Annotated in this window: 25 protein-coding genes; 11 read left to right on the top strand and 14 right to left on the bottom strand. The window is 66.6% G+C overall.

Annotated elements, in window-relative coordinates; all coding sequences use genetic code 11:
* Positions 1-4 precede the first annotated feature (4 nt).
* On the top strand, positions 5-886 hold the full coding sequence (gene lepB / locus HZF05_RS11325; protein WP_246331942.1) for a signal peptidase I: 882 nt from the start codon (positions 5-7) through the stop codon (positions 884-886).
* Positions 883-1,983: an AI-2E family transporter gene (locus HZF05_RS11320; RefSeq protein WP_343046880.1), complete on the top strand. Its 1,101-nt coding sequence runs from the start codon at positions 883-885 to the stop codon at positions 1,981-1,983. The genes lepB and HZF05_RS11320 overlap by 4 nt, the downstream gene beginning before the upstream one ends.
* 1 nt (position 1,984) lies before the next feature.
* Here the strand turns inward: HZF05_RS11320 and HZF05_RS11315 are convergent, their stop codons facing one another.
* The 7 genes from HZF05_RS11315 to HZF05_RS11285 all read right to left on the bottom strand — a co-directional run bounded on the left by HZF05_RS11315 (position 1,985) and on the right by HZF05_RS11285 (position 6,678).
* Positions 1,985-2,578 (bottom strand): FKBP-type peptidyl-prolyl cis-trans isomerase, encoded by a 594-nt coding sequence (locus HZF05_RS11315; protein WP_160366473.1) that lies wholly within the window; start codon positions 2,576-2,578, stop codon positions 1,985-1,987.
* Positions 2,579-2,684: 106 nt separating this feature from the next.
* The gene (rpsU, locus tag HZF05_RS11310; protein WP_010126124.1) at positions 2,685-2,891 is read right to left on the bottom strand and encodes a 30S ribosomal protein S21; all 207 of its coding nucleotides are present in this window, start codon (positions 2,889-2,891) and stop codon (positions 2,685-2,687) included.
* Positions 2,892-3,052: 161 nt separating this feature from the next.
* On the bottom strand, positions 3,053-4,663 hold the full coding sequence (locus tag HZF05_RS11305) for a cisplatin damage response ATP-dependent DNA ligase (protein ID WP_160366472.1): 1,611 nt from the start codon (positions 4,661-4,663) through the stop codon (positions 3,053-3,055).
* A gap of 229 nt (positions 4,664-4,892) precedes the next feature.
* A complete protein-coding gene (locus HZF05_RS11300) occupies positions 4,893-5,075 on the bottom strand; it encodes a DUF1328 family protein (RefSeq protein ID WP_160366471.1) in 183 nt (60 codons plus the stop codon).
* Positions 5,076-5,157: 82 nt separating this feature from the next.
* A complete protein-coding gene (locus HZF05_RS11295; protein ID WP_110155714.1) occupies positions 5,158-5,658 on the bottom strand; it encodes a Dps family protein in 501 nt (166 codons plus the stop codon).
* Between the two features lie 100 nt (positions 5,659-5,758).
* Complete coding sequence (locus tag HZF05_RS11290) at positions 5,759-6,325, bottom strand: TMEM165/GDT1 family protein (protein WP_160366470.1); 567 nt, start codon at positions 6,323-6,325, stop codon at positions 5,759-5,761.
* 26 nt (positions 6,326-6,351) lie between these two features.
* Positions 6,352-6,678 (bottom strand): hypothetical protein, encoded by a 327-nt coding sequence (locus HZF05_RS11285; protein WP_160366469.1) that lies wholly within the window; start codon positions 6,676-6,678, stop codon positions 6,352-6,354.
* Positions 6,679-6,885: 207 nt separating this feature from the next.
* Between HZF05_RS11285 and rpmG the strand changes: the two genes are divergently transcribed.
* The gene (gene rpmG / locus HZF05_RS11280; RefSeq protein WP_017977469.1) at positions 6,886-7,053 is read left to right on the top strand and encodes a 50S ribosomal protein L33; all 168 of its coding nucleotides are present in this window, start codon (positions 6,886-6,888) and stop codon (positions 7,051-7,053) included.
* 87 nt (positions 7,054-7,140) lie between these two features.
* Here the strand turns inward: rpmG and ligD are convergent, their stop codons facing one another.
* Together ligD and ku are read right to left on the bottom strand one after the other, a co-directional pair.
* On the bottom strand, positions 7,141-9,639 hold the full coding sequence (ligD, locus tag HZF05_RS11275) for a DNA ligase D (protein WP_246331939.1): 2,499 nt from the start codon (positions 9,637-9,639) through the stop codon (positions 7,141-7,143).
* 1 nt (position 9,640) lies between these two features.
* On the bottom strand, positions 9,641-10,540 hold the full coding sequence (gene ku / locus HZF05_RS11270) for a non-homologous end joining protein Ku (protein ID WP_160366468.1): 900 nt from the start codon (positions 10,538-10,540) through the stop codon (positions 9,641-9,643).
* A 98-nt stretch (positions 10,541-10,638) separates the two neighbouring features.
* Here ku and HZF05_RS11265 point away from each other — a divergent pair, with 98 nt between their 5' ends.
* Positions 10,639-11,784: a serine protease gene (locus tag HZF05_RS11265; protein WP_160366467.1), complete on the top strand. Its 1,146-nt coding sequence runs from the start codon at positions 10,639-10,641 to the stop codon at positions 11,782-11,784.
* Between the two features lie 11 nt (positions 11,785-11,795).
* Here HZF05_RS11265 and HZF05_RS11260 read toward each other — a convergent pair whose 3' ends face one another.
* The gene (locus HZF05_RS11260; RefSeq protein WP_160366466.1) at positions 11,796-12,119 is read right to left on the bottom strand and encodes a hypothetical protein; all 324 of its coding nucleotides are present in this window, start codon (positions 12,117-12,119) and stop codon (positions 11,796-11,798) included.
* 26 nt (positions 12,120-12,145) lie between these two features.
* On the bottom strand, positions 12,146-14,176 hold the full coding sequence (locus tag HZF05_RS11255) for an adenylate/guanylate cyclase domain-containing protein (protein WP_160366465.1): 2,031 nt from the start codon (positions 14,174-14,176) through the stop codon (positions 12,146-12,148).
* A 99-nt stretch (positions 14,177-14,275) separates the two neighbouring features.
* Here HZF05_RS11255 and HZF05_RS11250 point away from each other — a divergent pair, with 99 nt between their 5' ends.
* Both HZF05_RS11250 and HZF05_RS11245 read left to right on the top strand, forming a co-directional pair.
* Positions 14,276-14,932 carry a hypothetical protein gene (locus HZF05_RS11250; protein ID WP_160366464.1) on the top strand — a complete coding sequence of 219 codons (657 nt, stop codon included), beginning with the start codon at positions 14,276-14,278 and terminating at the stop codon, positions 14,930-14,932.
* 68 nt (positions 14,933-15,000) lie between these two features.
* Positions 15,001-17,013, top strand: coding sequence for an SPFH domain-containing protein (locus HZF05_RS11245; protein ID WP_160366463.1), 2,013 nt, complete (start codon positions 15,001-15,003; stop codon positions 17,011-17,013).
* A 116-nt stretch (positions 17,014-17,129) separates the two neighbouring features.
* Here HZF05_RS11245 and HZF05_RS11240 read toward each other — a convergent pair whose 3' ends face one another.
* Positions 17,130-19,310 (bottom strand): TonB-dependent siderophore receptor, encoded by a 2,181-nt coding sequence (locus HZF05_RS11240; RefSeq protein WP_160366462.1) that lies wholly within the window; start codon positions 19,308-19,310, stop codon positions 17,130-17,132.
* A gap of 289 nt (positions 19,311-19,599) precedes the next feature.
* Here HZF05_RS11240 and HZF05_RS11235 point away from each other — a divergent pair, with 289 nt between their 5' ends.
* A complete protein-coding gene (locus tag HZF05_RS11235) occupies positions 19,600-20,694 on the top strand; it encodes a glycosyltransferase (protein WP_160366461.1) in 1,095 nt (364 codons plus the stop codon).
* Between the two features lie 41 nt (positions 20,695-20,735).
* Here the strand turns inward: HZF05_RS11235 and HZF05_RS11230 are convergent, their stop codons facing one another.
* On the bottom strand, positions 20,736-20,879 hold the full coding sequence (locus HZF05_RS11230; RefSeq protein ID WP_160366460.1) for a hypothetical protein: 144 nt from the start codon (positions 20,877-20,879) through the stop codon (positions 20,736-20,738).
* Positions 20,880-21,002: 123 nt separating this feature from the next.
* Here HZF05_RS11230 and HZF05_RS11225 point away from each other — a divergent pair, with 123 nt between their 5' ends.
* Genes HZF05_RS11225 through HZF05_RS11210 form a run of 4 tightly spaced genes read left to right on the top strand, consistent with a single transcriptional unit; the run spans position 21,003 to position 23,878 of the window.
* A complete protein-coding gene (locus tag HZF05_RS11225) occupies positions 21,003-21,188 on the top strand; it encodes a hypothetical protein (RefSeq protein WP_160366459.1) in 186 nt (61 codons plus the stop codon).
* Positions 21,185-21,985 carry a DUF72 domain-containing protein gene (locus HZF05_RS11220; protein WP_160366458.1) on the top strand — a complete coding sequence of 267 codons (801 nt, stop codon included), beginning with the start codon at positions 21,185-21,187 and terminating at the stop codon, positions 21,983-21,985. The genes HZF05_RS11225 and HZF05_RS11220 overlap by 4 nt, the downstream gene beginning before the upstream one ends.
* 46 nt (positions 21,986-22,031) lie before the next feature.
* The gene (gene nhaA, locus HZF05_RS11215) at positions 22,032-23,177 is read left to right on the top strand and encodes a Na+/H+ antiporter NhaA (RefSeq protein ID WP_160366457.1); all 1,146 of its coding nucleotides are present in this window, start codon (positions 22,032-22,034) and stop codon (positions 23,175-23,177) included.
* On the top strand, positions 23,174-23,878 hold the full coding sequence (locus HZF05_RS11210) for a CPBP family intramembrane glutamic endopeptidase (RefSeq protein WP_160366456.1): 705 nt from the start codon (positions 23,174-23,176) through the stop codon (positions 23,876-23,878). Before nhaA ends, HZF05_RS11210 begins: the two co-directional genes overlap by 4 nt.
* On the opposite strand, the gene HZF05_RS11205 is transcribed toward HZF05_RS11210, so the two are convergent.
* The gene (locus tag HZF05_RS11205; RefSeq protein WP_160366455.1) at positions 23,875-24,150 is read right to left on the bottom strand and encodes an acylphosphatase; all 276 of its coding nucleotides are present in this window, start codon (positions 24,148-24,150) and stop codon (positions 23,875-23,877) included. The genes HZF05_RS11210 and HZF05_RS11205 overlap by 4 nt on opposite strands.
* Between the last annotated feature and the right edge of the window lie 162 nt (positions 24,151-24,312).

The following is a 24,312-nucleotide window of genomic DNA, read 5'->3' as shown; positions in this document are numbered from 1 at the left end:
AGAGTTGAGCGAGACCGACACCGCCACCACGACCCCGGCGGCCGAACCCAAGCCCAAGGACAAGGTCGACTGGAAGACCGAGGTGCGCGGCCTCGCCTGGCTGGTGCTGGCGGTGCTGGGCTTCTGGACGTTCGTCGCCAAACCCTTTTACATCCCATCCGAATCGATGATGCCGACGCTGATCAAGGGCGATCGGCTCGTCGTCAGCAAATATCCCTATGGCTGGAGCTACGCCTCCTCTTTCTGGCACGTCATCCCGTTCGTTCATGGCCGCCTGTTCGGCCACATGCCCGAGCGCGGCGACGTCGTGATCCTCACCCCCACCGGCGAGAGCAGCGACTACATCAAGCGCGTGATCGGCCTGCCCGGCGATACGATCGAGGTGCGCGGCGGCGTGGTCTGGCTGAACGGCAAGCCGATCCCGCGCGTGGCCGAGAAGCCCGCGATGATCCCGGTCGATGCCAACGTGCCGTGCGATCGTGGGTTCGAGGCGGCGCACCGCACCACCGGGCCGGACGGCAAACTCTATTGCGAGCTGCCTGTCTTCCGCGAGACTTTGCCCTCGGGCCGCACCTACGACACGATCGATCTCGGCGTCGATGCCAGCCCCGGTGACGAATACGGTCCGATCACCGTGCCGGCCGACACCGTCTTCGTGATGGGCGACAATCGCGACGAATCGGCGGACAGCCGCTACCCGGTGGAGGAGCTGGGCCTGGGCGGGCCGGTTCCGTGGGAGAATCTCGGCGGCCGCGCCGAATTCATCACCCACAGCTATGACGGCACCGGCGAGATCTGGAACCCGATCAGCTGGTTCACTGCGCTGCGCGCGCACCGCACCGGCATCAACCTCCACCCGGCGCGCGTCGCGCCGCCCAAGCCGTGAGCGACGACACCACCGACGAGATGCCGCGCCCGATGGACGGGCCGGCGCCGATGGAGATGCGCGACCCCCGCCTGCGGATGGAGCTGGCGAAGGCGATCATCTGGGTCTCGGTCGTGCTCGCGGTGGTGCTGACCTACGTGCTGGCGCAGCCGCTGCTGCTGATCGTGGGCGGCCTCGTCTTCGCCTCGATGCTGGACGGCGGCGCGCGCCTGCTCGGCCGCATCCTGCCGATCCCGCGCGGCTGGCGGGTGGCGCTGGTGGCGGTGCTGGCCTTGGCCTTCCTGCTGGGTGTCTTTTCCTATGCGGGACTTACGCTGGTCAGCCAGTTCCAGGCGCTGAAGGGCCTCGTGATGGACCAGTTCCAGCGGATCGAAGGATGGGCCAGCCAGTATGGCGTTGTGCCGAAGGGCGGGCCGGATATCAGCGCGCTCGGGCGCCAGCTGATGGGCTCGCTCGGCCAGCTCACCAACGCCGTCGGCGTAGCGCTGGGCGGCATCTCCAGCGTCGCGATGATCGTGGTGCTGGGCCTGTTCTTCGCCGCCGAGCCCCGTATCTACGAACGCGGCCTCGCCTGGCTGCTGCCGCTCGACAAGCGCGAGGGCTTCTTCGAGACCAGCGCCGACATGGCGCGCACGCTGCGCCGGCTGATGGCGGGCCGCCTGATCGGCATGGCGGCGGAGGGCTTCTTCATCTGGATCGCGCTGTCGATCGTCGGCGTGCCCTTCGCGCTGCTGCTGGGGCTGATCACCGGCATCCTCGCCTTCCTGCCCAATATCGGCGCGATCGTCTCGGGCGTGCTGACCGTGCTGGTCGGCTTCTCGGCGGGCAGCACGACCGGTTTCCTGGCGATCGGCGTCTATGTGCTGGTGCAGATCTTCGACGGATACGTGGTGGTGCCGATGGTGGCGCGCCGCTCGGTCGATCTCGCGCCGGCTTTAGTGCTGGGCATGCAGCTGCTGCTGGGCGCGCTGTTCGGGCTGCTGGGGCTGATGTTCGCCGATCCGATCGTGGCGATGGCGAAGGTGGCGCTGGAGCGGAAGAGCGGGCTGGATCCGAAGGAAGAGGCGAAAGCCGCCCCCTACCCGCAATCGAACTAGATCAGGGCTGGCCGCCCGCCCCGCCCGGAACACCTTCGGCGCCGCCCATGCCCGCCTGGCCGTAGCCGGGCTGCTGCGGCGCGATCTCGCGGAGCGTTACGTCGAACTGGAGGACGCTGTTCGGCGGGATCACGCCGTCGCCGGCGCCCTGCTCGCCATAGCCGAGCTGCGGCGGGATCCAGAAGCGATAGCGCGCGCCCTTGTGCATCAGCTGCAGGCCTTCGGAGAAACCGGGGATCGATCCCGCTACCGGCATCACCGCCGGCTGGCCGTGCTGCGCGGTCGAATCGAAGGTCGTGCCGTCTAGCAGCTTGCCGTCGTAATCGATCAGCACGATGTCCTGCGGGCCGGGCGCATTGCCGACGCCCGGCGCCAGCACCTCGTATTCGAGGCCCGAGGCGGTGGTGACGACGCCGTGCTTCTTGGCGTTCTTGGCAAGGAACACGCTCGGCGGCTGGCCCATCGCCACTTGCTTGTAGGTACCTGCCAGCGCCACGCCCACGCCCACGACGACCGCGACGCCGACGCCCAGCCAGACCTTGGTCAGCGTGCCCTTGGCGACGGGACGCAGGGGAACGGCGGTGACTTCGGACATGGGACCTCGCGTCGGATGGACATACGAAAACGGGCGGCTTGTGCACCGCCCGTTCGATCACGTCTAGCGTTTTGAGGGCGGCAGGAGTCGCCGCCCGGTCCGCTGCTTACCGGACGCCGTCACGCTCGGCGCGCTTGCGCTCCAGCTTGCGGGCGCGGCGGATCGCGGCGGCACGCTCGCGGGCGCGCTTCTCGCTCGGCTTCTCGTAGTGGCGACGCAGCTTCATCTCGCGATAGACGCCCTCGCGCTGCAGCTTCTTCTTGAGGGCCCGGAGCGCCTGGTCGACATTGTTGTCGCGAACGATGATCTGCATAAACCCGTCTGTCTCCTGCCGGCCGGGTGGGGACCGGAGCCTCATGCCCCGCAGAACCACCGCGACACGTCGAAATTAGCGTCCGCAGGGCTGCCCTACGTCCGGAAAGCGCGCGCCCTAGCAGCGAATGCGATTCGGGGCAAGTTATCCACCGCCGAAATTCAGGCGATCATGCGGCGGAGCGTGTCGATCAGATCGGCCTCATGCGCCGGCTTGTCGGTGCGGATACGACTGATGCGGGGAAAGCGCATGGCGAGGCCGGACTTGTGGCGCTTCGATTCGTGGATCGAATCGAAGGCGACCTCCAGCACCAGCGCCTTCTCCACCTCGCGCACCGGGCCGAAGCGCTGGACGGTGTGGTTGCGCACGAAGCGATCGAGCCCCTTCAATTCCTCGTCGGTGAAGCCCGAATAGGCCTTGCCGACCGGCAGCAGCTCGCCGCCGTCCTCGGGCGGAGCGGTCCAGCAGCCGAACGTATAGTCCGAGTAGAAGCTCGATCGCTTTCCGTGGCCGCGCTGCGCATACATCATCACGCAGTCTGCCACGAGCGGATCGCGCTTCCATTTGTACCAGAGGCCGGTGCGTCGCCCCGCGACATAGGGCGAATCGCGACGCTTGAGCATCACGCCCTCGATCGCCGCGTCGCGCGAGCCGGCGCGAATGCTCCCCAGCGCCTCGAAATCGGGCGCCTCGATCAGCGCGGAGATGTCGAAGCGATCGTGCGGCAGGTTCGCGACGAACGCTTCGAGCCGCTTCCGCCGATCGGACCATGACAGTTCGCGGATGTCCTCTGGCCCGTCGAACAGCATGTCGTAGAGCCGCACGAAGGCCGGATAATCGGCCTGCATCTTGGCGCTCACCGCCTTGCGCCCGAGCCGCTGCTGGAGCGCGTTGAAGCTCGCCGTCTCGCCGCCATGCTCGGCACCGCCCTGCCCTTCGCCGCGCACCAGCAGTTCGCCGTCCAGCACGCCCGGCACAGCGAAAGCCGCCGCGACATCGGGGAAGCTGCCGGTGATGTCGTCGCCGGCGCGCGAGAAGAGCCGCGTCTCGCTGCCGACATGGACGAGCTGAACGCGGATACCGTCCCATTTCCACTCGGCCGCATAGTCGGCGAGATCGACGACTGTATCCTCCAGCGGATGCGCCAGCATGAAGGGACGGAAGACCGGCAGATCCTCGGGCGCCGGCCGTGCGCCCCGCCCCTCCGCCCAATCGAAGAGCGGCGCGTAGGGCGGCTCCAACCCGTGCCAGAGCTCCTCCACCTCGTCGACATCGAGCCCGAAGGCCTGCGCCAGCGCCGTCTTGGCGAGCCGCGCCGAGACGCCGACGCGCAGCGCCCCCGTCGCCAGCTTGATCAGCGCATAGCGGCCCGACGAATCGAGATGATCGAGCATCGCCGCCAGCTCATCGCCCGCCTTTGGGCGCGGCACCGCCTCCAGTCGCGCGAGTGCGGCCGATATGGAGAGCGATCCGTCGTCCAGCTCGGCCGGCTCGCCCTCCGGCTTGGGCCAGATCAGCGCGACCGTCTCGGCCAGATCGCCGACGAAATCGCGGCTCATCGCGAACAGTTCGGGATCGACGCGCTGGCGCACCATCTCGCCGATCACAGACGCCTTCACCGCCTTGATGTCGATCGCGCCGGTCAGCGCCGCCATCGCCCAGCCGCGGTCGGGATCGGGCGTGGCGCGCAGGTAATCGCTGATCAGCTTGAGCTTGGCGTTGCGCGATCGCGTGTAGACGAGGCCGTCGAGGAGCTTGGCGAAGGCGCGCATCGGTCCGTAACGATTGTCCGGTCAGCAGGTGCCATCACCTCTACCGTTAGGGCTGAGCTTGCCGAAGCCCTGCCCTTTTTCTTCCGGCGCTGAAAGGAAGGCAGCCCTTCGACAAGCTCAGGGCGAACGGATGAGAGGTTTCGCGATGCTCCAGACGTGGCTTGGCCGGCCGCTCCCTGCGGAGCGACCGGCCAATTCGTTCCAGCAAACGCTACAGCCTACGAAACGCTTACAACCTGTCGGCAACCGCGCGTCCTGCCATGAGGCCCAGAACCAGCAGTACCAAGAAGACGGCAATGGCGACGAAGAACAGGATCTTGGCTATGCCGACGAACGCGCCGCCGATACCGCCGAAGCCAAGAAGACCGAGCACCAATCCGATCACCAGAAACAGAAGAGCTGCCTTGAGCATGATACAAATCCCTGCATGAAATCTCGGGGACTTGAACGCAAAGGGCACGCGACGGTTCCAACCACCCTCTTGACTTATGCAATCAACCCTTGCGGCTGGCTTCGAACAGGAACCACGCGCGCTCCTCGGCCTGATCGGTCCATTCGTCAAGGATGCCGGAGGTGGCGTTGTCCTTCGCCTCGTCGACGATGTCCTTCGCCTCGCGCAGCGATTCGACCAGCGCCAGATTGTCCTCGCGCAGCTCCGCCAGCATGTCGGACGCCGACACGAAGTCCTTATCATTGTCCTTGATACGTTGGTGGCGGCTGATGTCGCCGATCGAGCGCAGCGTGGTGTTGCCGGTCTTGCGCACCCGCTCGGCGATCGCATCGGTGGTGCCGAGGATCTGCGCCGCCTGATCGTCCATCATCAGGTGATAGTCGCGGAAGTGCGGGCCGGAGACGTGCCAGTGGAAATTCTTGGTCTTGAGGTACAGCGCGAAGCTGTCCGCCAGGATCGCGTTCAGCGCATCGGCGACGGTCGCGGCCTTGTTGCTCTGGATGTCGGTCGGGGTGTCGAGCTTGGCGGGGGGCGTTTCGGCCATCAGAAATCTCCTTACGATCGGTTCGCGTCCATAACGAGCCAATAGCCGAACTGTTCGCTGCAAGGGTGGGAATTTATGCGATCGCTGTGATCGACCGCGCTCAGCCGATCTGGAGCGCGACGATCACCAGCACGATGCCGGCGAGCCCGAGCAGCGCGCCCGCGCCGACGCGCAGCCAGCGCAACGGTACGATCCGGGGCCAGCGATCACCAAGGACCACCGCTGGCGCATTGCCGACGATCACGCCCGCCGCACCGCCCGCCGCCGCAAGCCAGGGATAGCCGCTGCCCGCCGCCAGCGCGCCGATCGCGAACTGCGTCTTGTCGCCAAGCGCGAGGATGAAGAAGGCGCCCGCCGAGGACAGGAGAGCGCCGAGCTTCCACGTCTCGACCGTCGGCGGCGCCTTGACCCGGAACACAGCTCCGCTGCCCGCGAGGATCAGGGCGACACCGGTGAGAAGCTGGACCGGGCGATGCGGGATATAGGCGGCGATCTCCATGCCGATCGCGCCGGCGATCGCCATATTCATGATCGCAGCCAGCGCGATGCCGGCGATCACCGCGCCGGGCGGGCGGAAACGCTCGCCCAGCGCCATCGCCTGCAGCTGCGTGCGATCGCCGAGCTCGGCGAGCAGCGCGATCAGAAAGGCGGGGACGAGCGCGTCCATTCAGCGCTGCCCCGCCGGGGACGATGTCATCCCGCGAGGCGGACCCAGACGGAAGCGAGCCAGCTTGTGCCGGCCTGCTCGTCGATCGCATCCGAATCGATCGCGTCGCGCAGGCGCTCCATCCACGGCTCGATCGCGGCACCGCGACCGCCCTGATCGAGCGCAACGATCAGCCCCTCGGCCAGCCGCTGCACCGGCATCAGCCCGTAATCCGCCGCCAGAGCGGCGATTCCGGCGGCCTGCCCGGCCATGCCGATCGGCCCCCGCTTGGCGAGGCTCGCTTCCAGCGCATCCAGCCGGGCGCCGAGATCGGCACGCACCAGCTTCATCCCTTCGTTCGACTGCCTGCTCACGGCGTCTCTCCATTTCAATGGGATAGGGGTATCAGAGGAGCATTGCAGGGCGGTTAAGATGTGCCCGGCCTTGACATCCGGGCTGCTCTGCCGCAGGAGCGCGCCGGACGAGCGGCGGCAGCGCCGCTTTTTGCATTTCAGGCGATTCGGCGGGACCGGCCCATCCGGCGGCGGCGAAGCGCGCTCAGGATTTAGTACGAGGGCACCATGGCCAAGCCGACGACCGTCAAGATCAAGCTCGTTTCGACCGCCGACACCGGCTTCTTCTACGTCACCAAGAAGAACCCGCGCACCAAGACGGAGAAGCTGAGCTTCAGCAAGTACGATCCCGTCGTGCGCAAGCACGTCGAGTTCAAGGAAGCCAAGATCAAGTGATCCGCGCGGTGGGCTGAACGCTCGCCGCCCGATCCAGGATTTCGGGGCGCCGTCCGGCTGGTCCGGGCGGCGTTTTTCGTCGTCGGGTCAGAGATCGGGCAGCGCCTGGTCGGCCTGCCCCCACCCGGCAAGCGCCTTCGATCCGGCCCGTTTCGCCAGTTCCTTCGCATCGCCGACATGCCAGCGCGAGGCGCGGTCGATCTTGCGCAGCTCGGCCCATGTGACCGGCACCGCCACCGGCGCGCCTCCCCGCGCGCGTGCCGTATATGGCATCACCGCCGTCGCCCCGCGCTGGTTGCGCAGATAGTCGATGAAGATACGTCCGGTGCGCCGCTTCTTGGCGAGCGCTGCAGTAAAACGCTCCGGCTGATCCTCGGCAAGCGCGGCGGCGAAGCGGTGCGCGAAATCCTTGACCGCAGGCCATTCGGCGTCCGGGGTCAGCGGCGCGATGACGTGGACGCCCTTGCCGCCGGTCAGCATCGGGAAAGTGGCGAGGCCCATCTCGCCGAGCAGATCGCGGATATGCTCCGCGGCTGACACGACATCCCCGAAATCCAGCCCCTCGTCGGGATCGAGATCGAAGACCAGCCGGTCCGGCTTCTCGACATCGGAGACTGGCGCGCCCCAGCCGTGGAACTCGATCGTCCCCATCTGCACGCAGGCGAGCAGGCCGGCGCCGTCCTCGATGACCAGATAATCCTCGGAACTGCCATCCTTCTCGCGGATCGCGACATGGCCGACATGATCGCCGAAGCTGCCGGCATCATGCTTCTGGAAGAAGCATTTCTTTCCGCGCCCCTGCGGGCAGCGGACGAGACTGATCGGGCGACCGCCCGCCCAGCGCAGGATCGGATCGGCCATCGCGGCGTAATAGTCCGCGAGTTGGCCCTTGGTGATGCCGCCATCGGGGTCGATCACGCGATCCGGGTGCGAGATGACGACGCCGAAGGGCTTGCCGTCATCCGTAGCGGGGGTTTCCGGCACTATTTCCTCGGCCTCCTTGTCCTCGCGCAGACCCAGGAAGCTAGCATGGCGCACCACATTATCGGCGGTGAACTCCGCGAATGCGACTTCCGCGACCAGCTTCGGCTTCACCCACGTCACGCCCCGTGCCGCCACCTTTGGCACCTCGGTGGGCGGCGTCTTGCGGGTCAGTGGCTTGAGCATCGTGAGCAGCATCTCCCGCGTGTCGGCATCAAAGCCGGTGCCTACACGCCCGGTATAATGCAGCGCGCCGCCCTCGTTCAGCCCGAGCGCGAGACTGCGCAGGTCGCGGCCCTTCTTGTCGCTCTCGATATAGCCGAGGATCACGAATTCCTGCCGGCGGGTGCACTTCACCTTGAGCCAGTTGCGCGTGCGGGCGCCGCGATAGGGCGCATCGGCGCGCTTGGAGACGATGCCTTCATAGCCATCCCGGCAGAGGCGATCGAACAGCTTTTCGCCGCCCGACGCGATGTGGTCGGCATAATGGATCGGCGGCTTCGCACCTTTCAGCAGCGCCTCCAACCTCTCCTTGCGCTCGGCATTGCCGAGCCTGGTCAGGTCCCTGCCGCCTTCCGCCAGCAGATCGAACGCGAAATAGTGGAGCTCGCCTTCTTCCTTGAGGGCAGCCTGCAGGGCGGAGAAGCTCGGCCGCCCCTCCTTGTCCAGCGCGACCACCTCGCCATCGATCAGCGCCGAGCCGAGGCCGAGGCCCGCCACGGCCTCGACGATCGGCGCGAAACGGTCGGACCAGTCGAGACCATGGCGCGTATAGGCCTTCACGTTGTCGCCCGAGACGGCGAGGAGCGCGCGATAGCCGTCATACTTCACCTCGTGCAGCCAGCCCGCACCGGTCGGCACATGATCGACGAGAGTGGCGAGTTGCACGGCGTGGAAGGCCGGAGGCCTGCCTTCAGGCTTCTTCCTGACGGCCGCTTCGGGAGGCATCTTTCCCGGTGCGTTCGCCGCTTTCGGATCGGCCTTCGCCTTCTTCGCGTCCGAATGCCATACCGGATCGTCGCCCTGCGCGATCTCGGCCATCGAACGTCCGCTTGCGACGCTGGTGAGCGCGGTGTCGACCAGATCGCCCGATCCGCCGGCCTCCTTGTCCTCGACCTTGCGGAGCAGCCAGTTCTCGCGCTTCTCGCCTGGACGAGGCTTCATGCGGACGAGCAGCCATTCGCCCTTCATGCGCTCGCCGTGGAGGATGACATGGACATGCCCCTCCTCGATCGTCTTCGCCGGATCCTTGCCGCCGACCGGCTCCCATTCTCCCTTGTCCCACAGCATCACCGTGCCGCCGCCATATTCGCCAGCGGGGATCGTCCCCTCGAACCCGGCATAGGCCATGGGATGATCCTCGGTGCGCACCGCGAGGCGCTTGTCGTCCGGATCGAGGCTGGGGCCGCGCGTCACCGCCCAGCTTTTCAGCACGCCATCCATCTCCAGCCGGAAGTCCCAGTGGAGTCGGGTCGCGTCGTGCTTCTGGACGATGAAGAGGTGGCCGGTCTTCGAGCGCCTGCCGGCTCTGGGCTCGCGCGTCTTCTTGAAGTCGCGCTTCTGGCGATAGGTGACGAGCGGATCGGGCTTGCGCCGCATCGCCATGTCAGGCGCTCTTGCGCGCGGGCGGCTTGCGGGCGGCAGGTTTCTTCGTCGGAGCTTTCTTCGCGGGCGTCTTGCTCGCCGTCGTCCTCCCCGCGCTCGTATCGTTGGCGGGCTTGTCGAGCGACTTCTTGAGCGCCGCCATCAGGTCGATGACGTTGGAGCCGCCCCGCGCCGGCTTGTCGTCGTCCGTGTCGAGGCTGACCTTGCCGGTCTTGGACTTGCGCTTGCGATCGATCAGATCCTTCAACGCATCGACATAGCGGTCGTGGAACTCGGCGGCGTCGAACTTTCCGGATTTCTTCTCGATCAGCGAGGTGGCGAGATCGAGCAGATCCTCGTCCGGTTTCACATCGCCAATGTCGCGGAAATAGCTGGCCGCCTTGTTGACCTCCTCGGCGTAGCGGAGCGTCTCCAGCACCATGCCGCGCCCGCACGGCTTGAGGCTGACGACATATTCCCGGCCCCTCAGCGCCAGCTGGCCGAGGCCGATCTTCTTGGCTCGCCGCAACGCCTCGCGCAGTACGACGAACGCTTCCTCGGCGAGATCGTCGGCGGGCACCACGTAATAGGGCTTCTCGTAATAGATCGCATCGATCTCGCCGACATCGACGAACTGGGTCAGTTCCAGCGTCTTCTTGCTCTCCAGCTTGACGCCCTCGATCTCGGCCTCGTCGAGCAGGACATACTCGCCCTTCTCGAACTCGAAGCCCTTCATGATCTCGTCGGCATCGACCGGGCCGATGCCGTCCACCACCTTCTCGTAGTGGATGCGCTTGCCCGAAGGCTCGTGGATCTGGCGGAAGGAGACGGTCGCGCCGCTCTTGGTGGCCGAATAGATCTCGACCGGGATCGAGACGAGGGCCAGCCTGATCTGCCCCTGCCAGTAGGCGCGTGCCGCCATCGTTCAGAGCCTCCCGAAATGCGCGCGATTCAAGTGATGGCGCGGCGAATCGTTCCCTGCGGCGGATGTCGTTGACGGGCCTGCGGAAATCCGCCGATATGGGACAACTCAAAGGGGCGGACACGATGGGCTGGCGGCTCGACCTTCGCGCGATCCTGATCGGCTGCACCCTGTGCGTGGCTGGACCTGCCGCCGCCGCTCCGCCCGCGGACGACGCGCCGCTGCCGATCCCGGACATCCAGACACCGTCACCGTGGCGCCCCGTTCCCCACAAGGTCATCATGCCCGACGGACGGGTGGTGACGGTCATCGAACCCAAGCCGCTGGGCACGATCGGCGGCCATGCGGTGCCGCGCGGCGCCGCGACCTACCAGGCGGAGATCTACTCGCCCTACATCTACAGCGATGCGGAGCGTCACGGCCTGCCGCAATGGGAGATGGCGCATCGCTGCGGCGGCACGCTGATCGCAGAAGAGTGGGTGCTGACTGCCGCCCACTGCATCAACCCCATACGCCTCGCCAATCATTATCGCGTCCGGCTGGGATCGACCGATCTCTCGACCAATGAGGGCGCCAGCTACCTGATCGATCGCTATGTCAGCCATGCCGACTATGACGATGCGCTGCATCTGAACGACATCGCCCTCCTGCACATCGATCGCCACGTCGCGATCGGGAACCCGTCGCCCGACGGCGCCTATCCGGTCGATCTCGAAGGCATGGTCACGGGAGTGCCGAAGCTGTTTACGCGGGCTTATCGCAAGATGCCCGCCACCTACGACACGCCCTATGGCGCCCGTGGCCGCATCCTCGCGCTCGGCAAGGGCCGAACGGCGACGCAGCAACAGCATTACGAAGCGCTCGGCTGGGGCAACACCATCCCGCGTGACGACATGAGCTACTCGACGGTGCTCAACGGCGTGCAGCTCGATCTCGTCGCCAACGCGACATGCGCGAAGGCTCCGGATTACGCCAAATCGATCACACCCGACGTCATCTGCGCGGCCAAGCCGGGGCACGATACCTGCACCGGAGACAGCGGCGGGCCGCTCGTGGCGATGACCGACGAAGAGCAGCGCGACAACCCCTTCGGCCACTGGGACGTCGTCCAGATCGGCATCGTCAGCTGGGGCAAGGGCTGCGCCCAGGCAGGATCGCCCGGCGTCTATACGCGCGTGTCAGAATATGTCGACTGGATCAGGCGCGCGATGGCAGCGCCGCCGACGGTGACGGCGCTGCGCTGAACAGCGCCCGATCAGCGGTTGTCCGGATTGCCGCGATTGTCGGGGTTGCCGCGATCGGGTGCCATGGTCGCCGTCTGCTTGCGGTTGTCCGGATTGCCGCCGACGGGGTGGGCGACACGCGGCACTTCGGTGGATGCGACATTGTCGGCGGTTGCCGTGCCATTTTCCTCGACACCGGCCGCGTTGCCGTCCGGCTCGCCGGCGGCGAGATTGTTGGCCAGCGATTCGTCCGCAGCGGCGCTGCCGTTCGCGGCCGGCGCGTCGTGATGGCATGAGAAAGCCGAAAGCGTGGTGATCGCGACGACGCCGGTCGTCAAGGCGAGTATCTTGCGCATGATGTCCCCCTCCGTGGTAGTGAAGCCTAGGTCAGGTGCAGGCCGCCGAGCAATGGCGAAAATCGGGGATCGTTTCGGACCGGATCGAGCAGCGGATCGGTGGGCGCGATGAGCAGGCCCGAATCGCCCGCCTGCTTCGCCCGGCCGAGCATCGCGATCGCCCCGTCCCTGTCGCCCCACTGCGCCAGCACCTGCGCCTGCTGGTAGAGCGCGCTGTCGCCGAGATCGCGCACCAGCTGGTCCATCGCCGCCTTGGCGCCCGCCGTATCCCCGAGCTTGCGCGCGACGATGGCGAGGCCGGGCAGGCGCGAAAGGTCGAGCGGTTCGGCCTGATAGGCGGCCTTCGCCTCGGCGAGCTTGCCCTGCATCAGCAGCGCGTTGCCGATATTGGCGTGGGCCACCCGCAGCGTCGGATTGAGCGCCAGCGCCTGCTTCGCCAGCGGGATCGCGGCGGCATAGTCCCGCGCGGTATAGCGGACCAGCCCGGCAGCGCGGAACACGCGCGGATTGAGACGATCAAGATCGGTCGCGCGCTGGATCGCGGCGATAGCGTCGGCGGAGCGATCGGATCGCGAGCAATAGACCGCGTAGAGCAGCTGGATATCGGCGTCGCCGGCACCGATCTGCGCCGCCTTGTCGTAAGCGGGCCGCGCCGCCTTCACGTCGAGCCGCCCGGTGTAGATGGCGAGGCCGAGCGCCATCTGCGCTTCGGCAAGATCGGGCGCGAGGCTTACGGCGCGCTCCGCGGCGGCGATCGCATCCTTGTAGAGCTGCGCGGTGCCGGCGGGCGCGGCATATTCGCTGGCGATCGCCGAGAGCACGCGCGAGCGCGCGGCGAAGGCGGCCGCGAAGTTCGAATCCTGTTGGGTGGCGAGATCGAACTGGTCGAGCGCCGATCGGTCCGATGCCTCGTCGATATCGGCATCGAACAGCGCCTTGCCGCGCAGATAGGCGTCGTAAGCCGCGACGTCTTGCGTGCCGCCGGGGCTGGATGTGCGAGTGACGTGCACCGCCAGCGCATCCGCGACCGTCTCGGCGATGCTGCTCTGGACGGCGAAGATGTCGTCGATCGTGCGATCGAAGGTCTGCGACCAGCTGGTGAAGCCGGTCGAGGCGTCGACCAGTTCGGCGACGATGCGCACCGCCTTGTCCTCGCGCCGCACGCTGCCTTCGAGCAGATAGGCGACGCCCAGCTTGCCGGCGATGGAGCGCGCGTCGCCGTCGTCGCTCTTGAACATGTTCGACGATGTCGGCGCTGCCACTTTGAGCGCGACGTTGCGGGCAAGTGCGGCACGCAACTCCTCAGAGAGTCCGTCGGAGAAATAAGCCTGATTGGTATCGCCGCTGAGATTGGCGAAAGGCAGCACGGCGATGCTGCCCTTGGAGGCAGTCGCCGCCCACGGGTGCCATGCAAGCAGTCCGGCGCCGGCGGCAACCGTTACGCCCGCGCCGCCGAAGACGAGCGCGCGCCGGCCGATCGCGTTGCCCAGCATCTTCGTCGGATCTTTCGGCGGACGCCCGCGCGCCGCCGCGTCCGGGTGGATGCAATAGACCCGCACCGGCGGCCCGATATTCTTGAGCGCGATCTCGCCGAAATCGCCGAACGGGACGCCGACCTGCCGGAGGTCGTCGAGCGCGCGGCCCGAGACGCAGATGCCGCCGGCCGGCGCCTTGCCTTCCAGCCGCGCGGCGATGTTGACGCCATCGCCGAAGATATCACCATCCTCGCCGATGATGATGTCGCCGATCGTGATACCGATCCGCGCCGTCATCGGCGGGACGTCCGGCTCCTCGCCATTGGCCTCGGCCAGCGCGGACTGGATGGCGATGGCCGCGCCGATCGCGTTGCGGGCGCTGGTGAACTCGGCCAGCACGCCGTCACCGGTGCCCTTCACCACCCGGCCGCGATGCGCCTCCACCTGCGGATCGATGACGGTCTTGCGCCGCGCGAGCATCCGCCGGTGGGTGCCCTGCTCGTCGGCGTTCATCAGGCGGCTGTAGCCGGCGATATCGAGCGCCAGGATCGCGGCGAGATGCCGATCAAGCTCCTGCTGCACGAAAGCGCCCCTCCTGCCCGCGGAGAGCATAGCGGAGCGGCTTTCGCGAGCGAAATGAAATCGCTGACAGTCTTTGAAGCCTGAGAGTATGATGAGGCCGTGCCGCATGATGATGCGATTCCGCCGGGGGACGACCGGCCGATCCTGCCCTGGAAGCTGGTCGCCGGCGCGTTCTTGCATGTCGTGGTGCCGGCCTATCTGGTCGCGCTGGTCGTCGATACGCTGCTGGTGATGCCCAGGGATGCAGAGGCGATGCTCCGCCACGCGCTGCCGTTCAGCGGGGCGTTCCTGGCGATCTATGCGCTGGCCGGCCTCGCAGCCTCGCTGGCCGCCGCGGCGATCGATCCCCTGCTGCGTGCGCGGCGGAGGCGGCACCCGCTGGCCGGTGCGCGCCTGTCCGGACAGCAACTCTCGCGATCGGCGGCGCAAGGCCGGGGCCTGTTCGGCGCGCAGGCCGATACAATCCTTTCAGCGTTGAAGGCGGCGCATTGGGATCATGGCGATCCCTGCTATCGCGCCCTAGCCGCCGATCTGGACGATGTCGTGCGCACCTCCGCCGCCGCCTTGTCCACCGCTGCGCCCGGCCAGCGCGAGGAGATCGCCGCCACCGCGACTCGCGCGCTCGACCATCTTCAAGATGCGCTTCGCGACTTGAACCGCGCGCAGGGCGATCGGAAATTGGCGGATGCACAAGCCGTCGCCCGCTATGTCGAGCTGCGCCACGGGCCTTCCGATTTCTCTAGCAGCGGAGATTGAACAGGCGTAAATATGCTGCGAGCGCAAATAGAGCGCTCGTCTAGAGGTCCGAAGGACACCTTCCCCAGATGACAAACATGTATGTGCTCGGCGCTGCGGCTGTCGTGGCCCTCGTCGTCGTCTTTCTTTTCACCCTCTCACGCATGGTCCGCTACGTCGGCAACAATCGCGTCGCCATCGTCGAGAAGCTGTGGAGCCGCAACGGCTCGATCAACGGCGGCCTGATCGCGCTCAGCCGCGAGGCTGGCTACCAGCCCGCCGTGCTGCGCGGCGGCTACCATTTCTTCGTGCCGTTCCAGTACCGCGTACACTCGCAACCGCTGGTGACAATTCCGCAAGGTCAAATCGGCTACATCTTCGCCCGCGACGGTGCGCCCTTGGGCCCGACCCAGACGCTCGCCAGCAACGCGGCGACCGCCGATTTCCTCGACGTGCGCGCCTTCCTCGCCAATGGCGGCCAGAAGGGCCCGCAGCGCACGATCCTGCGCGAAGGCACCTATGCCATCAACCTCGCCCAGTTCGTGATCATCACGCGCGAGCATATCTATGGCCTGATGCTGGAGCGCGCCGACGAGGCGCTGTTCGCCGAGATGCAGAGCGTCATCGAGCAGAGGCAGGGTTTCGGCGCGGTCGTGATCAAGGATTCGACCGATCAGATCGGCATCGTGACGGTGCATGACGGCCCGGCGCTCACCGCCGACCAGATCATCGCGCCCGAGGTCGGCACCGATCAGGCGAGCGGCGCCACTTTCCACAACAGCTTCCAGGATCCCGAGAAGTTCATCGCGGCGGGCGGCCGTCGCGGCCGTCAGCTGCAGGTGCTCGTCGAGGGCAGCTACTTCATCAACCGCCTGTTCGCGACCGTCGAGATGGTCGCCAAGACGGTGATCGAGGTCGGCCATGTCGGCGTGGTGATCAGCTATACCGGCGCCAGCGGCACCGACACGTCGGGCGACGACTATCGCCACGGCGAGCTCGTCGATCGGGGCACGCGCGGCGTGTGGAGCGAGCCGCTGCTGCCGGGCAAATATGCGTTCAACACCTATGCCGGCAAGATCGTGATCGTGCCGACCACCAACTTCATCCTGAAGTGGGATCAGGACACGACCGGCCAGCACAAGCTCGACGAGAACCTCTCCGAAGTGTCGCTGATCACCAAGGATGCGTTCGAGCCGACCCTGCCGCTCAGCGTCGTGGTGCATATCGACTATCGCAAGGCGCCGCTCGTCATCCAGCGCTTCGGCGACATCAAGAAGCTGGTCGAGCAGACGCTCGATCCGATGGTCTCGGCCTATTTCAAGAATATCGCGCAGAGGAAGACGCTGATCGAGCTGCTGCAGGAACGCTCGGACATCCAGGAACATGCCGGGCAGGAGATGCGGGCGAAGTTCAGCAACTACAATCTCGAGCTGCAGGAGGTGCTGATCGGCACGCCGCGCGCGGCCGCCGGCAACGACCAGATCGAGAAGGTGCTCCAGCAGCTGCGTGAGCGGCAGGTCGCGGAGGAGCGCGTCGCCACCTATGAGAAGCAGCGCATCGCCGCCGAAAGCGAGAAGGCGCTGCGCGAGGCGGAAGCGCGCGCGCACCAGCAGACCTCGATCACCGAATCCGAACTCTCGATCACGGTGCAGGAGAACCAGGGCAAGGCGGCGCTGAAGCGCGCGACGCAGGATGCCGAGCAGACCCGCACGCTCGCCAAGGCGGAGGCCGATCGCACCCGCCTGCTCGGCGAGGGCGAGGCGGCGAAGGTCGTGGCGCTCGCGGGCGCGGAGGCCGAACGGATCACCCGCACCGGCCTCGCCACCGCCGAGACGATCGAGAAGCAGGCGGCGGCGTCCGGCGGCGCGCAGTACCAGCTGACCCGCCAGGTGATCGAGCGGCTGGCCGATGCGCTGGAGAAATCCGGCGTCGACATCGTGCCGAGGGTGCAGATCAGCACCGGCGGCGGCGAAGCCGGCCAGAGCGGCGGCGCGATGCAGGCGCTGATAGGCATGCTGCTGAGCGAGAAGGGCATGGCGATGCTCGGCACGCCGACGGCGACAGCGGCGAACGATGCCAGGCCGGAGATCGCGGCGGAGTAACGCCACTCAGGACGATCCGTTCATCCTGAGCCTGTCGAAGACGGGCAGCAAGCACCGCGCCTGCTGCCCGCACTTCGACTTCGCTCAGCGCGATCGGATTGGGTTCTCCTGGCCGCTCACCACTTGAACCCGATCGTGCCCTGCACGGTGCGCCGGTCGCCGTACCAGCACCAGCTGTAGGGCGCCATGCAGCTGCTGAAGTACTTCTTGTCGAGCAGGTTGGTCGCGTTGACGCCCAGCGTCACCCCCTCCAGCCTCGGCATCGCCTTGCCGAGATCGTAGCGCAGCAGCGCGTCGAACAGCGTGACGGCAGGCGTGCGGTAGGCAATCCCGTCGGTATAGACGCCCGCATAGACGCTATCGACGTGGCGCACGGCACCGCCGACGGTCAGCCCCTCGGCCGGGCCGTTGTTCGGCGACCAGTCGAGATTGGCGGTCACCCCGCCCCGACCGACCGAGAGCAGGCCGGCCCCGATATTGGCCGGATTGGCGTCCTTCGTCGTCTTCACGCTCTGCCGGCTGAACGCGACCTTGGCGTTGAAGCCGTGGGGCAGCGGCGCGCTGCCCTCGATCTCGAAGCCGCGCGAGCGCACCTCGCCGGACTGGAGCGAATAGTTGGCGAGGGGTACTGCGGTCAGCACGTTGGTCTGGTGGATGTCGAACCAGGCGCCGGTCAGCAGGATCTGCGTGCCCGGCACCTGATACTTGACGCCCGCCTCGATCTGCTTGCCGAGCGTGGGCGATGCATTCTCGAAGGTCTTGCCGCCGTCGGTGCTGACGGTTCCCGCCTGTGGTTCGAACGAGGTCGAGTAGCTGACATAAGGCGCGACGCCGATCGAGGTTTTGTAGAGCGCACCGACGCGATACGTGAATTTCTTGTCCTTCTGGGCAATCCCGCTCGATTCGGTGCGCGCCCAGTCCTGCCGAGCGCTCAGCGGGAGGCGCAAGCCGCCGACCGAAATCTGATCCTGCACGTAGATGCCCTGCTGGCGCTCGCGAGTCTCGACGAAGAATGGCGTGGTGAAGCCGACGCCGCTGTAGTTGATCACGTGATAGGGGTCGGACGGGGTCGCCATCGTCCCGTAGACGGGGTCGAAGACATCGATCGGCGTGCCGCCGCCGAAGGCATAGAGTTCGGCCGAATGCGCCACCTGCCGGTCGACGCCGAGCAGCAGATCGTGGTGGAGCGGGCCGGTGTCGACGCTGCCCTTGAGCTGGTTGTCGTAAGTCCAGTCGTCGAGCTGTTCGTGGGTCGCATAGGAGTAGCGCGAATAGAGGGTCGGCGCCGGATCGCTCGCGTCGACCGGGGTGCCGCCGGTATAGACGATCCCCAGGTCGCTCTTCACATATTGATAGCGGCCCGCCGAACGGAACGACCAGCCGCTGCCGAAATCGTGCTTGAAGATGTAGGTGAGGCCGAATTGCTCGCGGCTGAAATAGTCGCCCGGCTCGCCGCCGTAGAAGCTGGTCGGGATCCTGCCCGCCGGATTGGCGAAGAAGGTGCCGACCGCCGGAAAGACGCCGTAATCGCCGTTGCGCGGATCGTGCGAATAGGCCGTGAGCACGGTGAAGCTGGTACTGCTGCCCGCGCCTACGGTGACGGCGCCCGAAATAGTCTGGCGGCGCCGCTTGCCGTAGGTCTGCTGATCGTGCGCGCCGTTGACGCTGCCGTAGAGGCGCCAAAGCGCACCGTCGCCGATCCTGCCGCCGACATCGGCATCGACGCGATAGAGATCGTAATTGCCGTAGGTGCCGGAGACGGCGCCGTAGAAAGCACTGTCGATCGGCAGCTTGCTTTCCTGGTCGACGATGCCGCCGGGTCCCGACTGGCCGTAGAGCGCGCCGGATGGCCCCTTCAGCACCTCGATCCGGTCGAGCCGCGCGAGATCGACCTGGGTCGAGGCATAACCGCTGGCGCTGGAGAATTGCTTGAGTCCGTCGAGATAGACCGGCGCATCGAAGCCGCGCAGCTTGAACTGGTCGTACACCTCGGCCGAGGAACCGCGCGTCTCGGGCGTCACGCCGGCGACATAGCGCAGCGCCTCGTTGAGGTTCTGCAGGCCAAGCTTCTTGATCTCGGACGAATCGATCACGCTGATGGACTGCGGCGTCTCGGCGATCGGCGTGGCGCTCTTGGTCGCGGCCGAGGCGACGGTGGCCGGCATCACGCCGCTGACCACGATCTCGCTGCCATCATCGCTCGCCGCGGCGGCATCGGCGGCTCGCGCCGCGACCGGCACCATCGTCACCGTGGCGACGCTCGCCAGCAGGCCGGCGCGCGCATAAAAACGAAGCATTCCCGTTTCCCCTTGATCCCGTCTTGGTACGGGGCGCCCATAACGAGAATGCAAATAGCTCTCAATAGCATTATTGTGTCGGGAATATGTCCGATGCCTATTCCATCCGTCGATGAAGGGTTCACCTTCCGCCGCGTAACCGGCGGTTCTGATCGAGCGGCAAGGCTGCGGGGCTTCAACTCCGTCCGTAAGACGACTAACCGCATAGCTTGGCTGGAAAATTGGATTCGGCATGGACGGAACGGCAATCGCCTACACTCGGCCGGAAGCGGAGCAGCGGACAGGCGGAATGACGACGCCTTCGCTGTCGATCATCATCCCGACTTTCAACGAGCGCGACAACGTCGGCCCGCTCTACGATGCCCTGTGCGTCGTGCCGATGGGCCTCGATTTCGAGATGGTCTTCGTCGACGACGATTCGACCGACGGCACGCGCGACCGGCTGGCCGAGATCGCCCGGCACGACATGCGGGTGCGCGTGATCCATCGCATCGGCCGCCGCGGCCTCGCCACCGCCGTGACGGAGGGCATGCTGAGCACCACCACGCCCTATCTTGCCGTAATCGACGCCGACATGCAGCATGACGAGCGCGTTCTACCCGCGATGATCGCGAAACTGCGCAAGGGCGGCACCGATCTGGTGGTTGGCTCGCGCTATCACGAAGGGGGCAGCATCGGCGAGTGGGACAAACAGCGCGCCCGGGTCAGCGCGCTGGCGACCAAACTTGCCGGGCTCATCACCCATTCCGACCTGTCCGACCCCATGAGCGGATTCTTCGCGATCACCCGCGAGGCGTTCGACGGCGCGGTGCGCGACCTGTCAGGCCAGGGTTACAAAATCCTGCTGGACATCTGCGCATCGTCGAAGACGCCGCTGCGCACGCAGGAGCTGCCCTACCGCTTCCGCACCCGGCAGGCCGGCGAGAGCAAGCTCGATGCGCTGATCGTGTGGGAATATCTGCTGCTGCTGATCGACAAGACGATCGGCCATGTCGTGCCGGCTCGCTTCGTGTCGTTCATGGCGATCGGCGCGCTCGGCGTGCTGGTGCACATGAGCGTGCTCGCCATGATCATGGAGACCGCCCGCCCTTCCTTCGCATGGGCGCAGGCGATCGCCGCGGGCGTGGCGATGGTGTTCAATTTCTTCGTCAACAACGTGCTGACCTATCGTGATCGCCGCCTGAAAGGCGCAGCCGCGCTCGCCAAGGGGCTGGCCAGCTTCGTCGCGGTCTGCTCGTTCGGCGCCGTCGCCAATGTCGGCATCGCGAACTTCCTGTTCGCGGACTATCGCTATGGCTGGTGGCTGGCAGGATTCGCCGGCGTGCTGGTCGGCGCGGTGTGGAACTACGCCGCGAGTTCGCTGGTCACCTGGCGCGCCCGCTGAGATTTGCCGATCCGGAACCCGCAGAAAGCAGTGATCAAAGGTCAGGCGGCCTTGGGGTCGCCGACAAGCTGCCGCCGCATATAAGCGCGATATCCACCGGAAACGAGGCAGGGTGCCGCAAGCATCGCACCGGCCGCGATCGGCAGCCCCCACATTGCCATCAAAAGGCCGAGCACAGTGATCATATCGATTCTCCCCGGACTTCGGCAAGATTAGTGCGATTCGCTCGTTTTTGCAATGCAACAATATTGTGCTGCTCTTGCGAATGTGGCCTCCATAGGTTTAGGCCACGCAACGGGAGATGACGCATGCTCAGACCGACCGTCGGGCGCATGGCCGTGCTGGGTCTGCTGGTGTCCCTCGTCGTCGCAGCGGGGCTGTGGTTGGCGATCGGTTATGGCGCGTTCCGGGTTTCCCATCACATCGCGAGCCAGATCGACCACCTTCCCCATGGCCCACGGCCCGAAAAGGCGCGAATCGAGAACAAGCGATGACGCGCATTGGCCAAATCCGGATCGGCATCGGCGGGTGGGTGTTCGAGCCATGGCGGGGGAGTTTCTACCCGGAAAAGCATCCCAAGAGCCGCGAACTGGAATATGCTGCCTCGAAGCTGACCGCGATCGAGATCAACAGCACCTATTACAGCTCGCAGAAGCCGCAGACCTTTGCGGGCTGGGCCAAAGCCGCGCCGGAGGGCTTCAAATTCTCGCTGAAGGCCTCGCGCTTCGCGACCAACCGCCGCGTGCTCGCGGAGGCGGGCGAATCAGTCGAGCGCTTCCTCGGCCAGGGGATTACCGAACTCGGCGACAAGCTGGGACCGATCGTCTGGCAGTTCGCCACCACCAAGAAGTTCGATGGGGACGACTTCGGCGCCTTCCTGAAGCTGTTGCCGGCCACGCGCGACGGGCTGCCGTTCCGGCATGTCGTCGACGTGCGGCACGAGAGTTTCCGCGATCCCGCCTTCGTGGCGCTGTGCCGGGCGCGCAACGTCTCGATCGTCCATACCCATTCGGACGAATATCCGCAGATCGGCGATGCGAGTGGCCCGGTCTCCTACGCCCGGCTCATGATGACGCGCGAAGAGGAAGCGACCGGCTACGCCGTCGGCGAGATAGATCGCTGGGCGGAGGTCGCGAAGGAATGGGCGAATGGCGAGACCGGTAGTGCCTTTCCGCTCGTCGCGCCCGAAGAGGTGTTGCCGACGACGTCGCGGGAGGTCTTCCTGTTCTACATCAGCGGCGCCAAGGTGCGTGCGCCCCACGCCGCCATGGCGACGATCGCGCGCCTCTGACCGCTTTTCCTTGAAACGGGCAGGGCGAAGCCGCCACAAGGAAATCATGCGCCGTGCCGTAACCAGATCCTTCCTCGCCGTGCGCGACCATCTTTCCGGAGAGGCCGCGCCGGGGCTGGTGCTGATGGCGGCAGCGGCGCTCGCGCTGATCGTTGCCAACTCGCCGCTCGGCGATGCCTATCAGCATGCGCTGCACGCCAGGATCGGCCCGCTCGGCCTGCAGCACTGGATCAACGACGGGCTGATGGCGGTCTTCTTCCTGTTCGTCGGGCTGGAGGTGAAGCGGGAGGTGGTGGCAGGGGACCTCTCGACCCCCGCCGCTCGGCGCCTGCCCGTGATCGCGGCGGCAGCGGGCATGATCCTGCCCGCCCTGGTCTATGTCGGGGTGACCCGGGGCGATCCTGCCTATCTGCGCGGCTGGGCGATCCCGGCCGCGACCGACATCGCCTTCGCGATCGGCGTGCTGGCGCTGCTCGGGCCCCGCGTGCCGGCATCGCTCAAGCTGTTCCTGACGACGGTGGCGATCGTCGACGATATCGGCGCGGTCGCGATCATCGCACTCGCCTATACGAGCGGGCTGAACGGGCACGCACTCGCTGCTACTGCGGTGCTGCTGGTACTGCTCTGGCTGCTCAACCGCCGGGGTGTCCGCGCGCTGTGGCCTTATGCCTTGCTGGCGCTGCTGCTCTGGGCGGCGGTGCTGAAGTCGGGCGTGCACGCGACGGTCGCGGGTGTGGTCGCCGCGATGTTCGTGCCGCTGGGCGACCGGGACGATGATGACGACTGTCCGCTCACCAGGCTGGAGCATGGCCTGTCGCCCTGGGTGAGCTACGCGATCCTTCCCGTCTTCGCCTTCGCCAATGCCGGAGTCGCGCTGGGCGATGCATCCTTTTGGGCGCCGTTGGCGCTGGCGGTGGCGCTCGGCCTTTTCCTGGGCAAACAGATCGGCGTGTTCGGCGCGATGCGCGGGGCGGTGGCGCTGGGCTGGGCGGAGAAGCCCGAGGGCGCCGGCTGGGCGCAGCTCTACGGCGTGGCGCTGCTCGCCGGCATCGGCTTCACCATGAGCCTGTTCATCGGCGGCCTCGCCTTCGCCGATCCGCTGCTGATCGAGGAGGTGAAGATCGGCGTGCTGGCGGGATCGCTGCTCTCGGCGCTGGCGGGCTATGCGGTGCTGCGGATCGCCGCGCGATGACGCCGGGTTGGCTCGATCACCTTTATGTCGTGGGCGTGCTGCTGCTGTTCATGCCGGTCGCCGGCTGGATCGCCTATCGCCGCTTCCTCGCCCGGCGCGAACGGATCGGCGGCGTCGCGCTGGTGCGGCAATATCGCCGCACGATCCTGTGGCTGATCGGGCTGGCTGGCCTCGCCGCATGGATCTGGTGGATCGAGGGACGGCCGTTGGCCGCACTCATCACCACGCCGCCGGTCTGGCCCGACGGATCGGATTTCGCGACGTCACTGGCGATCGGTGGGAGCATCGGGCTGGTGGCCCGGCCGGTGCTCGCCTTCGTGCCTGCGATCGGTGCCCGCTTCGCGAGGCAGATGAGGAAGCTCGCGCCCTTCCTGCCGCAGACCGGGGAGCAGCTCGCCTGGGGACTGCTCGTCTCGCTCGCGGCGGGCATGTGCGAGGAGATCGCCTATCGCGGCTATCTGGTGGCCTATCTCGGCCACTGGCTGTCGTGGAGCGGTGTACTGGCGGCCAACGCCGTGATCTTCGGGCTCGGCCACGTCTATCAGGGCAAGGCCGGCGTGGTGATGACGGGGATCATCGGCGCGGGGCTCGGCGCGCTCTATCTGGCGAGCGGATCGCTGCTGCTGCCGATGCTGCTGCATGCGCTGTTCGACGTCTCGGCGATGGTAACGGCCTATATCGTGCTGCGCGACCGCGCCTAGACGGTCGGCCTTTTCTCGAAGCGCTCGAAGATTTCCTCTGCCGCCTCGCTCACCACGACGTCCTCGACCCGCGAGGGCGGCGAACCCTGATGCGCCTTCTCCACGATCGCCGCGATCTTCTCGGACGAGCCGCAGACCATCGCCTCGACGCTCCCGTCCGCCCGGTTGCGTACCCAGCCGGTAACGCCGATTCCCCGCGCCTGCTCGACGAACCAGTCGCGGTAGAAGACGCCCTGCACGCGGCCCGTGATGCGGAGGTTGCGGGCGATCATGCGCGATCAACGCCTCGACAAATGAAAAGCCCCGCGACGCTGGTGCATCGCGGGGCCATCGTGATCAAGCTTGGCTGGATCACAGTTTCTCGGTCAGCTCGGGCACGATCTTGAACAGGTCACCGACGAGGCCGATGTCCGCCACCTGGAAGATCGGCGCGT

The organism is Sphingomonas chungangi (assembly GCF_013778325.1).
Lineage (GTDB): Bacteria > Pseudomonadota > Alphaproteobacteria > Sphingomonadales > Sphingomonadaceae > Solisphingomonas > Solisphingomonas chungangi.
Note: the sequence above shows the minus strand (reverse complement) of the source record. Positions and strands in the feature narration are given on the sequence as shown.